Source organism: Profundibacter sp. (assembly GCF_965277155.1).
In the GTDB taxonomy this organism is placed as follows: Bacteria; Pseudomonadota; Alphaproteobacteria; order Rhodobacterales; family Rhodobacteraceae; genus Profundibacter.
In genome coordinates, this window is record NZ_CBDIBV010000013.1 from 523,119 (window position 1) to 538,008 (window position 14,890).

Annotated in this window: 10 protein-coding genes and 3 pseudogenes; 2 read left to right on the top strand and 11 right to left on the bottom strand. The window is 57.3% G+C overall.

The genetic code is table 11. The annotated features are described in order from the left end of the window. Window positions 1-6: 6 nt before the first annotated feature. The 4 genes and pseudogenes from ACQY4M_RS17835 to ACQY4M_RS17850 form a co-directional block, all read right to left on the bottom strand. Complete coding sequence (locus tag ACQY4M_RS17835; protein ID WP_428539759.1) at window positions 7-678, bottom strand: IS1595 family transposase; 672 nt, start codon at window positions 676-678, stop codon at window positions 7-9. 266 nt (window positions 679-944) lie between these two features. Then, window positions 945-1,730 carry a lysostaphin resistance A-like protein gene (locus tag ACQY4M_RS17840; RefSeq protein WP_428540766.1) on the bottom strand — a complete coding sequence of 262 codons (786 nt, stop codon included), beginning with the start codon at window positions 1,728-1,730 and terminating at the stop codon, window positions 945-947. A gap of 122 nt (window positions 1,731-1,852) precedes the next feature. Next, window positions 1,853-3,079, bottom strand: a complete 1,227-nt coding sequence (locus tag ACQY4M_RS17845) for an IS256 family transposase (protein ID WP_428539582.1) — start codon at window positions 3,077-3,079, stop codon at window positions 1,853-1,855. Window positions 3,080-3,157: 78 nt separating this feature from the next. Further along, window positions 3,158-4,129 (bottom strand): annotated as a pseudogene (locus ACQY4M_RS17850) (ParB N-terminal domain-containing protein); the annotation flags it as partial. 296 nt (window positions 4,130-4,425) lie between these two features. Between ACQY4M_RS17850 and ACQY4M_RS17855 the strand changes: the two are divergent. Next, window positions 4,426-5,225: pseudogene (locus tag ACQY4M_RS17855) on the top strand (IS3 family transposase); the annotation flags it as partial. A 151-nt stretch (window positions 5,226-5,376) separates the two neighbouring features. Here ACQY4M_RS17855 and ACQY4M_RS17860 read toward each other — a convergent pair. Further along, on the bottom strand, window positions 5,377-6,420 hold the full coding sequence (locus tag ACQY4M_RS17860; protein ID WP_428539227.1) for an IS5 family transposase: 1,044 nt from the start codon (window positions 6,418-6,420) through the stop codon (window positions 5,377-5,379). 88 nt (window positions 6,421-6,508) lie between these two features. Here ACQY4M_RS17860 and ACQY4M_RS17865 point away from each other — a divergent pair. Beyond that, window positions 6,509-6,844 (top strand): annotated as a pseudogene (locus tag ACQY4M_RS17865) (transposase); the annotation flags it as partial. A 685-nt stretch (window positions 6,845-7,529) separates the two neighbouring features. Here ACQY4M_RS17865 and ACQY4M_RS17870 read toward each other — a convergent pair. From ACQY4M_RS17870 to ACQY4M_RS17895, 6 genes are all read right to left on the bottom strand, one after another. Then, a complete protein-coding gene (locus ACQY4M_RS17870; protein ID WP_428546939.1) occupies window positions 7,530-8,492 on the bottom strand; it encodes a hypothetical protein in 963 nt (320 codons plus the stop codon). Window positions 8,493-8,529: 37 nt separating this feature from the next. After that, window positions 8,530-9,678, bottom strand: a complete 1,149-nt coding sequence (locus ACQY4M_RS17875; RefSeq protein WP_428546942.1) for a hypothetical protein — start codon at window positions 9,676-9,678, stop codon at window positions 8,530-8,532. Window positions 9,679-9,842: 164 nt separating this feature from the next. Beyond that, a complete protein-coding gene (locus ACQY4M_RS17880) occupies window positions 9,843-11,069 on the bottom strand; it encodes an IS256 family transposase (protein WP_428539582.1) in 1,227 nt (408 codons plus the stop codon). Between the two features lie 94 nt (window positions 11,070-11,163). Next, window positions 11,164-11,940: a 3'(2'),5'-bisphosphate nucleotidase CysQ gene (locus ACQY4M_RS17885; protein WP_428546945.1), complete on the bottom strand. Its 777-nt coding sequence runs from the start codon at window positions 11,938-11,940 to the stop codon at window positions 11,164-11,166. Further along, window positions 11,927-13,273, bottom strand: a complete 1,347-nt coding sequence (locus ACQY4M_RS17890) for a TldD/PmbA family protein (RefSeq protein ID WP_428546948.1) — start codon at window positions 13,271-13,273, stop codon at window positions 11,927-11,929. The genes ACQY4M_RS17885 and ACQY4M_RS17890 overlap by 14 nt, the downstream gene beginning before the upstream one ends. Before the next feature lie 69 nt (window positions 13,274-13,342). Next, window positions 13,343-14,887 (bottom strand): hypothetical protein, encoded by a 1,545-nt coding sequence (locus tag ACQY4M_RS17895; RefSeq protein WP_428546951.1) that lies wholly within the window; start codon window positions 14,885-14,887, stop codon window positions 13,343-13,345. Window positions 14,888-14,890: the final 3 nt, after the last annotated feature.

The window sequence follows — 14,890 nt, forward strand, 5'->3', positions numbered from 1 at the left end:
TCATGCCTAGCTGAGCGGGTTTTCTCTGAGGTAGCTTAGCAGTATCTTGTACTTGTTCAAGTTGCGATGATTATAGCGCCATTCTGTTTCCTTGAGATGCAAATGGAAGGTGTGTTTGGGAAGGCCCTTGAACTTGGCAAGGCGTAGTTTGGCCAATCCCCAGAAGCCTTCGATGCCGTTGATGTGCACGCGGCCACGCGCGAATTCATCCTTGGAATGGTCGACACGGAAGTGCCCGTATCCCAAATCCACCAAACCGTTATAGCCGCGCCAGCCGTCTGTGTTGATCACGGATGCCGGATCAACCCGACCGCGGATAATCCCTTGCAGGGTTGGCTTTGAGCAGTCCGGTACGATCTCGGTGTAGACCTTTCCGTCACGCTCGAAGACGCCAAACACGGTCGTCTTCCCATAAGCCCCGCGTCCGCGCTTGCCTTTCACACGTCGCGCGCCAAAGAAGCTTTCGTCCACTTCTATGATGCCGAACATCGGACGCTGTGCCTCGCAGGCCAAAAGGATACGCTCGCGCAAAGCGCGGTAAAACCGATTGACGGTATTGCGGTTGAGACCCGAGAGCTGGGTAGCCTGGGTGGCCGTCAGATCAGCGGCAAAATACCGAACAATCTCGCGGATTTTCTTCTCTGAAACGCGGGAACCGTGTGCGTATCTATTCTTCATGCCTTTTCATAGCCTTATGACAATTTATTGTCACTCAGCTAGGCATGACCCTTCTTACCCTTACCGCCTTGCTTAAAGCGTTTCGGCTTTTCGTTGAAACACTTGTCATACCCTGCCAGTGAGGCAGTGATTGCGCAGCAATGGCGTTCACTGGCAGGGCATGATCCAATATTAAGTCGAAACGCTATAATTGTTCCCTTAAAGGCCCAAATATACACGCTCGGGCCAGTTGGGCCAAACTCGCGAACAACTCGCTGATCTGCCCGTCAGGGCTGGTGCTTGTGGCTTTCATCTCGCCTTTCTCGGTGGCGTAGCGACGCTGGTGGAAATATCCAGATAGAAAACCAGAGGATGGCGGCTTCAGCGATTATCAGCGGGCGCAGCAGGTTGGCTATCTCGGCAGGGGGGCCGCTGAGGCTGGTCAAGCCGCCGATGAGCAGGAAATCCCACAGCCAATGCAGCACCATCAGCGGCCAGATCGCCCCAAGGCGGATGGCGATCGGCGCATAGACCAAGCCGACCAGGAAGGTGAATTTCAGCTGCGCAACAACACCCGCACCGTTCACCCCGCCAAAATAATTGACCGAATGCAGCAGGGAAAAGGTCACCGCGCTCACCAGCATTGCCACCCAGACAGAGCCGTTTTTCAGGAACCCGCGTAGCACCACGCCGCGATAGACAAGTTCTTCGGAAATACCGACCAGAAGCGTGGTCAGTCCGACCAGCGCAAACACCCCGAGCCGTTCACCCGGCAACTGGATATGTGACAGAAGAACGATCCAGCCCCAGACAATAATCACCCCGGGCGGCAGCAGCCACAAAAGCTCTCTTGCGTCTGCAATTTTCCCCATTCCGACCTCGGGCCAGTTGTAAAACGCCCTGATCCAGAAAACCGCCAGCGCCAGAAGAACCAGTTCGACCCAGGACAGGACACGCACAAAGTACGGATCGCCATAGGCATACCCCGCCCAGTGGAGCGAGACATACATGCCCACGCCAATAATCGCCGTGTAAAGGGCCGCCAAAAGGAGTGCATTCAGTTTGACAGACATGTTGTTCCTTTCAAGTATTGCGGGCGGTCCTGATAATCACATTGAACCACCCCGAGGGTTGTGTCTCGAAAGTGGTGGAAATTGATTTCAGGCACCTCCGAGCGGGTTGAGTTATGCGCCGGTCAGGCGGCTTGGTCAAGGGTTGCGTCGGCGACGGGCTGAGCGAGCGTTTCCCAGCCATCGACCTTTCGCATGACGATCTGCCCCGAGGCCATCAGAGCCCAAAGCAGCATCGGCACGGTCTCGGCGCATGGCAGCACGGTCTGGGTCTTGATGCGGCGGCGGAATTCCTCGTTCAGGCGTTCGATCGCATTTGTCGTTCTGGCCGATTTCCACTGGCCTTGTGGCAGACGCGTGAAGGTGAAAAGCTTATCTCCTGCTTCTTCCAAGCTGTCAGCGACGGCCTTGCATTTCAGCCGCCATTTTCGCAGAAATGCCTTGCGGCGGGTGGCGATTTCCTCGGGTGTTTTGGCGTAGATCATGTCGCGGTAATCTTCTGTCAACTCATCATGCATACGCTTGGGTGCCTTGGCCAGAAGGTTGCGGTGCTTGTGCACCGTGCACCTCTGGATCGGCAGATCTTCACCCCAGAGGGCAATGAGAGCGACCTCAAGTCCCGGTGCCCCGTCCACGATGACAAATTCGGGCCGTTTCAACCCGCGCGCATCCAGATCGTTGATGAACTGACGCCAGGCGGAGGTGCTTTCGCCGCCCATGTTCATCAGTGATAACAAGACCTTCTGCCCATCCCGGCGCACGCCAATCGCGGCCAGAACCGAGATATTGGTGGCCTTCCTGTCAATCCGCGTTTTGATCACGGTGCCGTCCAGGATCAGCCGCACGATGTCTTCATCCGCAAGGCTGCGGGCGCACCACGCCTGCCAGTCCACCTTCACCTTGCGCCAGGCGCGGCTCACCACATCCTTGCTGACCGCCCCCTGAAACAGGCCGAACAGGGCGCGTTTTACCCGCCGTGTGTTGGTGCCCGAAAGGTAGACAGCAGCGATCAGCGCCTCGGCCTTCTTCGTCAGCCGCTGGTAGCGGGGCAATGCCTTCGAGCGCCATTCTCTGGCCTTGCCGGCCTCGCCTGTGATCCGCGCACGCGGCACGCGCACCGTTTCGGTTCCAAATGTTCCGACCAGTTGCCGCTCGCGATGCCCGTGGCGGTATCCGGCCTTTGCCCCGCCGCTGCGGCCATACCGGCAACGGCCCAGAAACTGCTCCAGCTCCTCTTCGAAAACCGCCTCGATCGTCGCGCGGATGTTCTGGCGCAGCCGGTCTTCAATCGGGTCATAGCCTGCTTCATTGGCCAGTAGCGCGGATGTCGATGTTGCTGTATTCTTTGTCATGGCGTGATCTCCTTGGCGGTTCCAGCCGCCGGTTGGGTGGCTTCGATGCACCCGGAGATTACGCCGTCCTCGAATTTCCACCAAACTCGCGACACTACCCTTGTTGGCGATCTGCCAGAGCGTGGTTTGCTTGCGATCCCCCGCCCAATGACCCTTGCCGGTCTTTTTCACTGCATACCAGCAGGGTTCGTGCTGCCAGTGGTAATCGCCACGGCTCAGCACCAGCCGGTCCTTGGCCCAGATGATTTGCGAGCGGACATTGAACCCCGCCGCCTCTAGGCTCTCGGCCACCGTGGCCGCGTGCAGTGCCCCGTGCCAGACATAGGCCACGTCGCCCGGGAAAAAATCCCATGCCTCGCGCCAATCCGCACGGTCATCATTCAGCACCTTGCCGGTGCGTTTGGTATTGGTCGCACCCGTTTGGTTTCGCCAGCCCGGATCGTATTCGACCCCGTAGGGCGGATCTGTGACCATCAACAGCGGCTTCACGCTACCCAGCACCCGCTCGACGTCGGTGGCCACCGTCGCGTCACCGCAAAGCAGACGGTGATTGCCAAGCAGCCAGAGATCGCCCGGTCGGCTGACCGGATCCTCGGGTGGCTCGGGAATGTCATCCTCGCCCTCGGCTTCGCCCAGCGCCAGTTCCGGATCACCCAGCAAGTTTTCCAGCTCCTCGTCCGTAAACCCCATCAGGTCCAGATCGAAATCCAGATCATCCAGCGCCGCCAATTCCACGCGCAACAATTCCTCGTCCCAGCCGGCGTTTTCCGCCAGCTTGTTGTCGGCAATCACCAGCGCGCGGCGCTGCGCCTCGTCCAGATGCTCCAGCACAATCACCGGCACCTTGTCGATCCCGAGCTTTTGTGCGGCCAGCAGGCGGCCGTGGCCCGCGATGATGATATTGTCGGAACCGGTCAGGATCGGGTTGGTGAAGCCGAACTCGGTGATCGAGGCCGCGATCTGGGCAATCTGCTGCTCCGAATGCGTCCGCGCGTTCGCCGCATAGGGCACCAACTGCGCCACCGGCGTCATTTTGATCTTCATGGGCATTTGCGATTTCCTGTTCCTGGACCGCACCCGAAAAAAAGGCCCGACTTTCGTCAGGCCCGAGGGGGGAGGCAGGGGTTGTTCAAGGGTGCGGACCCGCGGACCCAAAGTGCGGACCCGAAAAAATCCTTTGCCGCTAGAGAACTATCGCGCCAAGCCCCCCCGCATACACACAGGGCCACGGAGGACCCAAGGCAGGGGGGCGGTTGGCAGGTCTCTGCGAGCGTATGGGTAGAGGTGGTCGCGGAAATTCGGACCAGTTGTTAAGGTGGATCGACTTATGAGAAAGACGATTCAAAATGACGAAACGAAAGAACCATTCTCCCGAATTCAAAGCCCGCGTTGCGCTTGAAGCAATCCGCGAGGAAATGACGATGGCGGAGCTGTCGAAGAAGTATGGTGTGCATCCAACCCAGATTGGCACATGGAAACGAGCAGCGATTGAAAACATGGCCACGGCATTTTCCAGACGGGGCCGTGATCCTGATCGGGTTGATGAAGCCCAGATTGAGAAGCTGCACTCCAAGATTGGTCAGCTGGTCGTGGAACGGGATTTTTTAGCCAACGCCTCGCAACAGTTGCTCGGGAAGCGAGGCAAAAAATGGTGAGCCGTGAGCATGATCTGAGTGTGCGACGACAATGCGGGCTACTTTCTCTGGCGCGCTCGAACCTGTATTACCAGCCAAAAGGCGAAAGTGCTGAAAATTTGCGGTTCATGACAATAATCGACAAGCAATTCTTGCAGACGCCGTGGTATGGATCACGGCAAATGGCCCGGCACATGCAGCGCCAAGGTTACAAGTGTGGTCGCCACAGGGTCCGCCGTTTGATGCGGCTGATGCGGTTGGTTCCGATCTACCAGACGCCCAACACGAGCAAGAAACATCCGCAGCATAAGATCTACCCGTATCTGCTGCGAGACCTGACGATTGATCGTCCAAACCATGTGTGGTGCGTAGATATCACCTACATTCCGATGCAGCGCGGGTTCCTCTATTTGGTCGCGATCATGGACTGGCACAGCCGCAAGGTTTTGAGCTGGAGATTGTCAAACAGCATGGAGGCAGATTTTTGCGTTGAAGCCCTGAAAGAGGCTATGGGGAACCTCTGTAAATTCCCGTTTTCGCCTTCTTCGCGGCGGGGTGGACGGTTTTTCGCCTGTCCCGCCTGATTGCTTCGGATCATAAACCCATTTTCACCGGTTTCAAGCCGGTTTTGGGTATTTCAGGCACACCTCACCCCATGAACCCTTATCCCGGCGCCGCCAGGCCGCATTCGAACTGGACGAAGCGCTTCATGTTGTAGACCAGGTTCATCATCCCGATGCGAAATCGCGCCCGCTTCAGGCCGATGGAGCGGATCAGCTTGCCGCCCATGGAGCGCTCCTGAAAAGCGAATACATGCTCGACCCGGACCCGCACTTTCGAGCGCCTCCGGTTGGCCTTTTGCTGGCGCTCGCCAAGCGGCTTGCCGCGCCTGCCCTTGTGATGGATATGGCTGTGAAGCCCCCGCTCTTCCAGCTCGCTTTCGATCTTTTGCGAGCGATAGGCGCTGTCGGCCCACAGGTCCGATGAGGTGTTGCTCGCATCAATCAGACCGGCAAGCGCCTGGCTGTCATGCACGGCGGCATCGGTGACATCATAAGCGCGGATGAATTTGTGCCGCCGGTCGACATTGATGTGGTTCTTGTAGCCGTAATAGCTCTTGCCGTGCTTCTTCGTCCAGCGCGCATCCACGTCCTTCTGGCGCTTCTTGTGGGGTTTTTCCTCCCACTCTTCAGGCGTTTCGCCCGCCTTGATTTTCTCGTTCTCGTCCCTTTTGTTGTGCTGGCGCGGCGCCGGAACGATGCTCGCATCAACAATCTGCCCGCCCATCGCCAGATAGCCCTTTTCGCGCAGAAAGGCATCGAACTTGTCAAACAGCTCCTTCATCTTCCCGGCCCCGGCCAGCCTTTCACGGTAGGCCCAGATGGTCTTGGCGTCAGGTACGCTGTCTTCAATGCCAAGGCCGAGAAACCGCATGAACGACAGGCGGTCGCGGATCTGATACTCGATCTGATCGTCAGAGAGGTTGTAGAGCTGCTGCAAAACCATCGTCTTGAATATCAGCACCTCATCCCAAGGCGGGCGGCCAGCGTTGGATTTGCGCTGTTCGGGCGGCGTGCGCCATATGGCCTTCAGCTCGTCCCGGTAATCCTCGAACGGCACCATGTCGTTGAGCAACACCAGCGGATCACCAGATTTGTCCAGTCCCGCGTATCGGCTGGAAAGATCAAAAAATCCCATCTGACCCATGACAAAACCCCGTCGGTCGAATCATTTTCATCCTGATGACGATTCTACCCCGTCAGGCCGGATTTTGGGGGATTTTTAGAGGTTCCCTATGGCCAAATACGGCAAGCCCGATATCATGAACAGCGACCAGGGCAGCCAGTTCACCGGGTTTGAATGGACGCAGGCGCTGAAAGAAGCCGACGTGAAAATCTCGATGGATGGCAAAGGTCGCTGGGTCGATAACCGGATGATCGAGCGGCTTTGGCGATCCTTGAAATACGAATGCATTTACCTCAACGCATTTGAAACGGGTTCGCAGACCCGCGCCGGGATCGGGAAATGGTTGGCTTACTACAACACCGAGCGCCCGCATTCCACCCACGGAATATTGACCCCGGATGAAGCCTATGACAGAAAAACAAAACCAATGAGTTTGGCAGCCTAAATGAAACCCTGATCCATCTTAAACTGGCTGCTGACTGGTCAAAAAAGTGGGACCACCTCTGGTTTTATGGCATGGAAAGGCCGGAAATGTCGCGCCAGAAGTTCGGCGGGTTTTAACAGTTTGGGCACGGTTAGCGCCAATTGAACGGTGCGTTTCTATAAAATATTATTTTTTTCCAAAGGGTTGAGTCTGGACGGCAGGCCATGATCGCAATTGATCTGACCTCTTTTTCTTAGTGGCCTCATATTAAACTTGGGAGACATCTCCCGAGGTGGATACGCCATCTCAGCCTGAACGGGGGCTGACCGTACAATAAATAGGAGGCATGACCAATGGCCAAGACCCGCACTGAAAGCCGGACTTACAAGTCCTATCCGCTCTTCGGTAGCCCGAAAACGGTGACCGTAACCCGCACGACCCGCAGCTAACCCTGAGGTTCAACCCAGCAGGATGGCGGATCGGTCCGCCGTCCTGCACACAAACTGCACACAGAATGGAGGAATCATCATGATCACGAATGAATGGCCGATCGACCATGGCCAAGAGGTCCCGCATCCGATCCTACCGGGAAGCAGACGATGGCGTCACCGCCTACCGGTGTTGAAAAGTACCCCGTAACCTTCGAGGATTGGTGTCCGTTTTCAAACTAGCCGCTGATAGCAAGGGTCGCTTTCAGCGGCTTTGTTCATTTAGGCAGCTGGGTAGCGATCCATTCTTGAATCACTGGAAAAATCAACGTCTTGATCGCGAGATTCGCGTATCCGCACCAGTGGATCGGCGTGCTTACGTCGAAGGGTGCATCTAGCTCGTTTCCCCAGGCGTCCGTGATCAGGGCACCAGAATTTCGAGCCGCTAGCAGGCCTGCAATGTCATATGGATGGCATTGAAGTCCAATGGCTGGATGTTTTCCGGTTCGGCGCTTAATGATTTCGTAGAATATCGGCCGCAGATCACAGCAAAATCGATCGTGCCCAGTCATCAACTCGACGAACTGGCCTCCGGTCGAAATGTACTGATCATCGAAGATTAGAGATTGTCCTTTGATCGCTTGGTGACCGCAACGCTCCGCAATGACCTCCATGAGGTCAGAGGCGAGGGACTTCGTTCCCGGGAAGAAGTTTGAAACTTGGGCAAAACCGTTCCGTAGCGTCTTGCTCGAGCTGGGTGAGCACTTGATGTCATACCGCTCATCTGAGAGCGTGTTTCTTCTGATGCCTGTGGTCGCCGCTTCCCTTCGGCCAATCCAGATATCGGCGAGGAACTGTTTGCAATTAGGAATCTCGACCATCACAGAGGCGAAGCTGTCGCTAAGGCCTGTGTTTTCTCCATGGTTCGGCGCGGCAGCAGCCAAGAACCAAGCCGATCGCTTGTCGTACATAAGCCCCCTCGTTCCATCTATCGGATCGAGAAGCAGGCGATAACGAGGTCGTTCTTCCGGGTTGCCGATGACAATCACACCGGTATCTCCCATGCCCTCGGCCACGACCACGATTGGCATCAACTCATTCGGCCAACCTTTGATCGTGTTCACGATCAAAGGTTCCACAAGGCGGTCGATGGAAAAAATCGTATCGCCACCTTCACACCCGGCTTCCTGAAAGTCCGTCTGGGGGTTTCTGTGGTGAACAACGTGATCGCTTACGGCCACCCCTAGCTCTACCAAGAGGTGACAAATCAGCTCTGACCTATCCATGGCCAATATTCTCACTCGGGCAAGCCGCAGCGATCAACGGGAAGATATCGGGGTCGGCAGCCCGAAGAAGACAAGCGGCACCTGCCGGTAGGACCGATTCCTTTTCATGCGGTCGGACCGCTTCGGTTAGGAGGCGCTCGCGTGTGAACTCACGAAACTTGATCTCACCTTCGTAGTTGCCGACGATCTTCAGCCCTTTGAAGCTTTGACCTGTCACTTCACGCCAATGAGCTGAGGAGACAGCTCGCCAGTTGACGACAATACAAACCAATATCTCCGGTTTTGTCGTCACTGGATCATAGCCAGTGCCAAGGTAGAATACCTTGGCCACTCCAGGCTTTCTGAATATTTGTTTCACGAAGGGACGGACCTCAGGAAGAGAGAGGAAATCTTGCCCGATTTTTCGGAATCCTGCCGCTTCCTCCTTATCGAAAAGCTCCTCTATGAACTCGCGCACGGCGGTCCACCAGATCGATTGTTCGACATCGGATTCGAAGTCTTCCGAGACCGGTTGATGTCCACCAGCGGGCACGACGTGCCAAGTATTCTGGGCCTCGAGTGTCGACTGTCCGCGTTGATGCATCAAAAAGACATCTCGGGCGCGGAGGGTTTCGTCACTGAGGTAGTCGTTGAAGTAGTCCTTGAGCACAAGCAAGCAGTTCACGCCTGGAAATGCCGAGCGCCACCGAAGATCAAAGATGCGGCGCGGGTTACCGCGCAACGGAAGATCACCTGGACCGATGTTCGAGCCGTTTTTCCAAGCGTCAGCTAACTCGGCGGCTAACGCTTCGCATGTGTTGATGTAGTTGTAGTAGTGACCAGGGCTAAAAGTGAAGATGGGTGCATCATCTAGCGGATTTATGGATGATAGGCGGAAGGTTGGGCCGTTGCTCAAGCGCTTGTTACCGGAGAGCATTTGCTGCTTAATATTAACATAGCCCCCTGTGAGTCCCTCTAGCGGAATGCCTTCGACATCCGGAATGTCGAACTCTAGCTGGGGAACTGGATCGCTTTCGGTTAGCTCTATGGGGTGTGTCGGCAGCCAACCAGCACCGGTGATTAGAGGAAAGTCAGGGGATGCATCGGCCTCAGCGTGATAGTTCTTTGCGGCCTTCGCCAGTTCGTCTCTTTGGTTCGCCACTATTTTGCTTGCTTCGGTCCATCGAGAAACTGCGGCGGAGACTTCGGCGATAGTGTTAGCCTCGACGAAGTCATTGTATTTCCCGCATGTCAACGCATGGTTGTGTCTCGAAAGTGGTGGAAATTGATTTCAGGCACCTCCGAGCGGGTTGAGTTATGCGCCGGTCAGGCGGCTTGGTCAAGGGTTGCGTCGGCGACGGGCTGAGCGAGCGTTTCCCAGCCATCGACCTTTCGCATGACGATCTGCCCCGAGGCCATCAGAGCCCAAAGCAGCATCGGCACGGTCTCGGCGCATGGCAGCACGGTCTGGGTCTTGATGCGGCGGCGGAATTCCTCGTTCAGGCGTTCGATCGCATTTGTCGTTCTGGCCGATTTCCACTGGCCTTGTGGCAGACGCGTGAAGGTGAAAAGCTTATCTCCTGCTTCTTCCAAGCTGTCAGCGACGGCCTTGCATTTCAGCCGCCATTTTCGCAGAAATGCCTTGCGGCGGGTGGCGATTTCCTCGGGTGTTTTGGCGTAGATCATGTCGCGGTAATCTTCTGTCAACTCATCATGCATACGCTTGGGTGCCTTGGCCAGAAGGTTGCGGTGCTTGTGCACCGTGCACCTCTGGATCGGCAGATCTTCACCCCAGAGGGCAATGAGAGCGACCTCAAGTCCCGGTGCCCCGTCCACGATGACAAATTCGGGCCGTTTCAACCCGCGCGCATCCAGATCGTTGATGAACTGACGCCAGGCGGAGGTGCTTTCGCCGCCCATGTTCATCAGTGATAACAAGACCTTCTGCCCATCCCGGCGCACGCCAATCGCGGCCAGAACCGAGATATTGGTGGCCTTCCTGTCAATCCGCGTTTTGATCACGGTGCCGTCCAGGATCAGCCGCACGATGTCTTCATCCGCAAGGCTGCGGGCGCACCACGCCTGCCAGTCCACCTTCACCTTGCGCCAGGCGCGGCTCACCACATCCTTGCTGACCGCCCCCTGAAACAGGCCGAACAGGGCGCGTTTTACCCGCCGTGTGTTGGTGCCCGAAAGGTAGACAGCAGCGATCAGCGCCTCGGCCTTCTTCGTCAGCCGCTGGTAGCGGGGCAATGCCTTCGAGCGCCATTCTCTGGCCTTGCCGGCCTCGCCTGTGATCCGCGCACGCGGCACGCGCACCGTTTCGGTTCCAAATGTTCCGACCAGTTGCCGCTCGCGATGCCCGTGGCGGTATCCGGCCTTTGCCCCGCCGCTGCGGCCATACCGGCAACGGCCCAGAAACTGCTCCAGCTCCTCTTCGAAAACCGCCTCGATCGTCGCGCGGATGTTCTGGCGCAGCCGGTCTTCAATCGGGTCATAGCCTGCTTCATTGGCCAGTAGCGCGGATGTCGATGTTGCTGTATTCTTTGTCATGGCGTGATCTCCTTGGCGGTTCCAGCCGCCGGTTGGGTGGCTTCGATGCACCCGGAGATTACGCCGTCCTCGAATTTCCACCAAACTCGCGACACTACCCAAGTTCGCTGCGGATGGCTTTGTGCAATACAGGGCCAGCAGCAAGGACACCGTTTAGCTGGGGATGCGGGCTGTTGAACCGTGGTTTGGCGCCGGTTTTGTCTGTGACAATGGCGCCCGCCTTTTGCGCGATCAGGGCACCGGCGGCGACATCCCATTCCCATGTCGGGCGCAGGGTCAGCATGGCATCAAAGCGCCCTTCGGCCACAAGGCACAGTCGATAGGCCAATGAGGCGCGCAAGTGGCGTTCATAAGGGGGTGCACCGTTTTTCCAGCGCTCGGGTTTGAAGTTGCAATTGGTCGCCAGCACGGTTGGTGTCTGGTCCGGTTTGGGCTGACTGGGCGCAATCGGGCGGCCATTTAGCGAAGCAGGCATCGCGCTGGTGGCGATGTATAGCTTATCCAGCATGGGCAGGAATACCACGGCGGCGGTGACCTGTCCTTTGTGCGCCACGGCCAATGAATGGGCAAAGGTTTTAGAGCCTTTGATAAAGGCGCGGGTGCCGTCGATCGGGTCAATGATAAAGACGCGGTCGTGTTTCAGGCGGGCGGTGTCGTCTTCGGTTTCCTCGGACAGCCAACCGTAATCGGGCCGCGCGGCAAGCAGATCGGCATGCAGCATTTTATCAATCGCCAGATCGGCCTCGGTCACCGGTCCGGCGCCGGCGTCCTTGTCCCATGTTTCGGGCGATTGTTTCCAGAACTTGCGGGCAATATCGGCGCTGGCGTGGGCCGCACCGATCAACAGCATCAGGTCGTCATTTTCCGGCAATGGTCAGTCCTTCCACCAGTAGCGAGGGCACCACGCGGGACAGATGGGTGCGGGCGTCGTTTGCAGGGGTCAGGGTTAACAGCATGTCGCGCAGGTTTCCGGCGATGGTGCATTCGTTCACCGGATAGCGGATTTCGCCGCCTTCCACCCAAAACCCCGCCGCCCCGCGGGAATAGTCGCCGGTGGTGGAGTTGATGGTGCTGCCGATCATCGAGGTGACCAGCAGGCCGGTGCCCATATCACGGATCAGGTCATCGAGGGATTTGTCGCCCTGTGTCAGGGCAATATTGCCGGTGCTGGGCGAGGGCGGGGCCGAGGTGCCGCGCGATGCGTTGGCGGTGCTTTGCAGGCCCAGTTTGCGGGCGGTTGACAGGTCCAGCGTCCAGCCGGTCAGCGTGCCATCGTCGATGATTGCGCGGCGCGCCGTGGGCAGACCTTCGCCGTCAAACGGGCGCGATGATCCGGTGCGGGGGCGGTGCGGGTCCTCGATCAGGGAGAGGGTGGCGGGCAGGATCTGTTCGCCCATCGCATCGCGCAGCCAGGACGATCCGCGCACGATGGCCGAGCCGTTGATCGCGGCCAGAAGGTGGGTCATCAGCGAAGAGGCGACGCGTTCGTCATACAGCACCGGAAAAGCGCCGCTGGGGGGCTGACGGGAACCGGCGCGCTCCAGCGTGCGTTTGGCGGCCATTGCGCCAATGTGTTCGGGGCTTTCCAGATCAGAGGCATAGATGCGGCCATCACCGTAGTAATCGCGCTCCATATCCGCGCCGGTGCCGGTGATCGCCACGCAGGATGTGTGGATGCTGCTTCGTTTATAGCCACCGGAAAACCCGTTGCTGGTGGCAAGGTGCATCTGGCGCTGGCCGTATCCGGCGCTGGCGGATTCGACTTGGCTAATGCCCTCCACAGCAATAGCGGTGGCTTCGGCGCGTTGGGCGAAATCCTGCAAGGTGGCGGGGTCGGGTTCCGGCGCAGGGTCGAACATATCGAGTGCGGCAGCGTTCCAGTCCTGCGCCAACTGGTCGGGGTGGGCCAGCCCGATGCTGTCGTCCTCGGGGGCGACCTGTGCCATGGCCACGGCGCGTTCGGCCATGGTGGTAATGGTATCGCGGCTGGTGTCTGATGCCGAAACGCAGGCTTGCCGTTGGCCGATCATCACCCGCAAGCCAATGTCAGTCCCTTCGGATCGTTCGGCGTGTTCCAGCGCGCCATTCAGCACATCGATCGAAACAGAAGTGCCGTCAACCGCAATCGCATCCGCCGCATCCGCGCCCGCCGCTTTGGCGGCGTCCAGCAGGGCGGCGGTCAGGGTTTCCAGAGTATTGGTCATGGGCAATCCTTGCGGTTTTCGGTTGCACCCGAGGTAAACACCTGTCCCGTCACACGCAAGGGTGGGCGGTTATTTAATCCGCTTGCCATTGGCCAGGATTTGCCCGTCCGGTTTGACCTCGATATCGGAAATCAGCGTGTCGTCGCCATCGCCCGCCATGGTGAACAGACCCAGCCCCATGCGCATGCCAAAGGCCGCGTCATTTTCCAGCAGGCCCATTTTGATAAGGTTGTCCATCAGGGCGTTTAGGCCGGACATTTGAAAGGAGGCCGTGCCACTGGGGGCGGGCAGACCCTGAAAGGTTGTCATGTCGGAATTGTCAAAGGTGAACGCACCGGTTCCGGTGAGCTGTGCACCGGCGGCTTTGATATCCATGCCGTTCAGGGTCAGGCTGGTCAGTTCGGCAACTTTGTTGCCATTTTCGATGGCATCGCGCATGGCATTGAAATCCAGAAGGTCCTCAAACAGGCGGATACTACCAGACAGATCGAGCAAAAACCGGCCGGGTTCGTGGGGTAATACAGCATCGGGATCGAACTGGTTCCACAGATCATCCGCGATGGTCAGATTGTTCAGGTCGAACATATAGGTAAACTTCTGCTCTTCATCCGATTTCAACAGCGGGCCAGCGAAGTTTCCGATTATTCTGGAAGCGGATATCCTGATCGGAAAGGGAAGTTCAGGCATGGTATAGTCGATGTCATAGTCATCGGCTTGCGTTTCCAGTCGTGCGCCGTCTTTGGACAAGCCAACCGCGCTTGATGCATTTCCGACGGTTGTGGATTGGTCGGACACCAGATTTCCGTTAACCGTGACACGTTGCGAGGTCACCTGTTGCCGCACAGTGGATGCGTATTGGAACGACATGCCGTCGCGCAGTTGTGTGGGCAGGTTCATTAGGTCTATGCCTGTGGCGGGAACCGTAATAACGCTGCTTCTTTGCATGTTGGACACTGTCATGGACATGGTGGTTTCCATATCCCCTTTCCGGGCATTTTTTCCGGTAAAACTGCCGTTGGCAACGAGCGCACCCATCCGGCTGTCTTGTGTGACCACCAGTAAATCACCCGTGGTGAATATGGTTTTGCCACTCATATCGCGTGCGGCGAGGGTGAAATTGCCATCGAAATCCAGATCCTTGGCTTTTGGGCCTGTAATGCTCAGCCCGCCCAATTCCATATCTGCACGCCCCAACTGATATGTAACTGTGAAATTGTCAGGATCACCTGCGGCCTGCGCTTGATAATCCGTTATGCGATAGTCCACGGTTGTTGTGACAAACACATCATCGGGCAGAGTGACGGCGATCGCCAGCGGCAGGCTTTCAGGGGCGATGATATCCACCGTGCCATCTGTGTTTTCAACCAGATCAAGTCCCGTTGTTGTCAGAATGAAAGACCCCAGTTCAAATGGAAGAGTTGCCGATAGTTTCAGATTGCTGATGGTCAGCCGGTTTCCGCTCTGCGTTTTCGTTGCATCCACCTTCAGGCCAAAGGCATTATAAAAGGTGGTGAAACCATTCCATACATCATTGGCTGAAATCTCGGCCGTTGCGGGAACGGCGATTAGGGTTGCCAGAGCAGTGCTGGTGAACAGGCGGGAAATAGGGGTCATTTT

What these genes read in the sequence shown, in the direction of transcription:
- ACQY4M_RS17880 (WP_428539582.1), bottom strand. Translation starts at nt 11,069, where the DNA reads ATGACAAAGAATACAGCAACATCGACATCCGCGCTACTGGCCAATGAA.
- ACQY4M_RS17895 (WP_428546951.1), bottom strand. Translation starts at nt 14,887, where the DNA reads ATGACCCCTATTTCCCGCCTGTTCACCAGCACTGCTCTGGCAACCCTA.
- ACQY4M_RS17890 (WP_428546948.1), bottom strand. Translation starts at nt 13,273, where the DNA reads ATGACCAATACTCTGGAAACCCTGACCGCCGCCCTGCTGGACGCCGCC.
- ACQY4M_RS17860 (WP_428539227.1), bottom strand. Translation starts at nt 6,420, where the DNA reads ATGGGTCAGATGGGATTTTTTGATCTTTCCAGCCGATACGCGGGACTG.
- ACQY4M_RS17835 (WP_428539759.1), bottom strand. Translation starts at nt 678, where the DNA reads ATGAAGAATAGATACGCACACGGTTCCCGCGTTTCAGAGAAGAAAATC.
- ACQY4M_RS17845 (WP_428539582.1), bottom strand. Translation starts at nt 3,079, where the DNA reads ATGACAAAGAATACAGCAACATCGACATCCGCGCTACTGGCCAATGAA.
- ACQY4M_RS17840 (WP_428540766.1), bottom strand. Translation starts at nt 1,730, where the DNA reads ATGTCTGTCAAACTGAATGCACTCCTTTTGGCGGCCCTTTACACGGCG.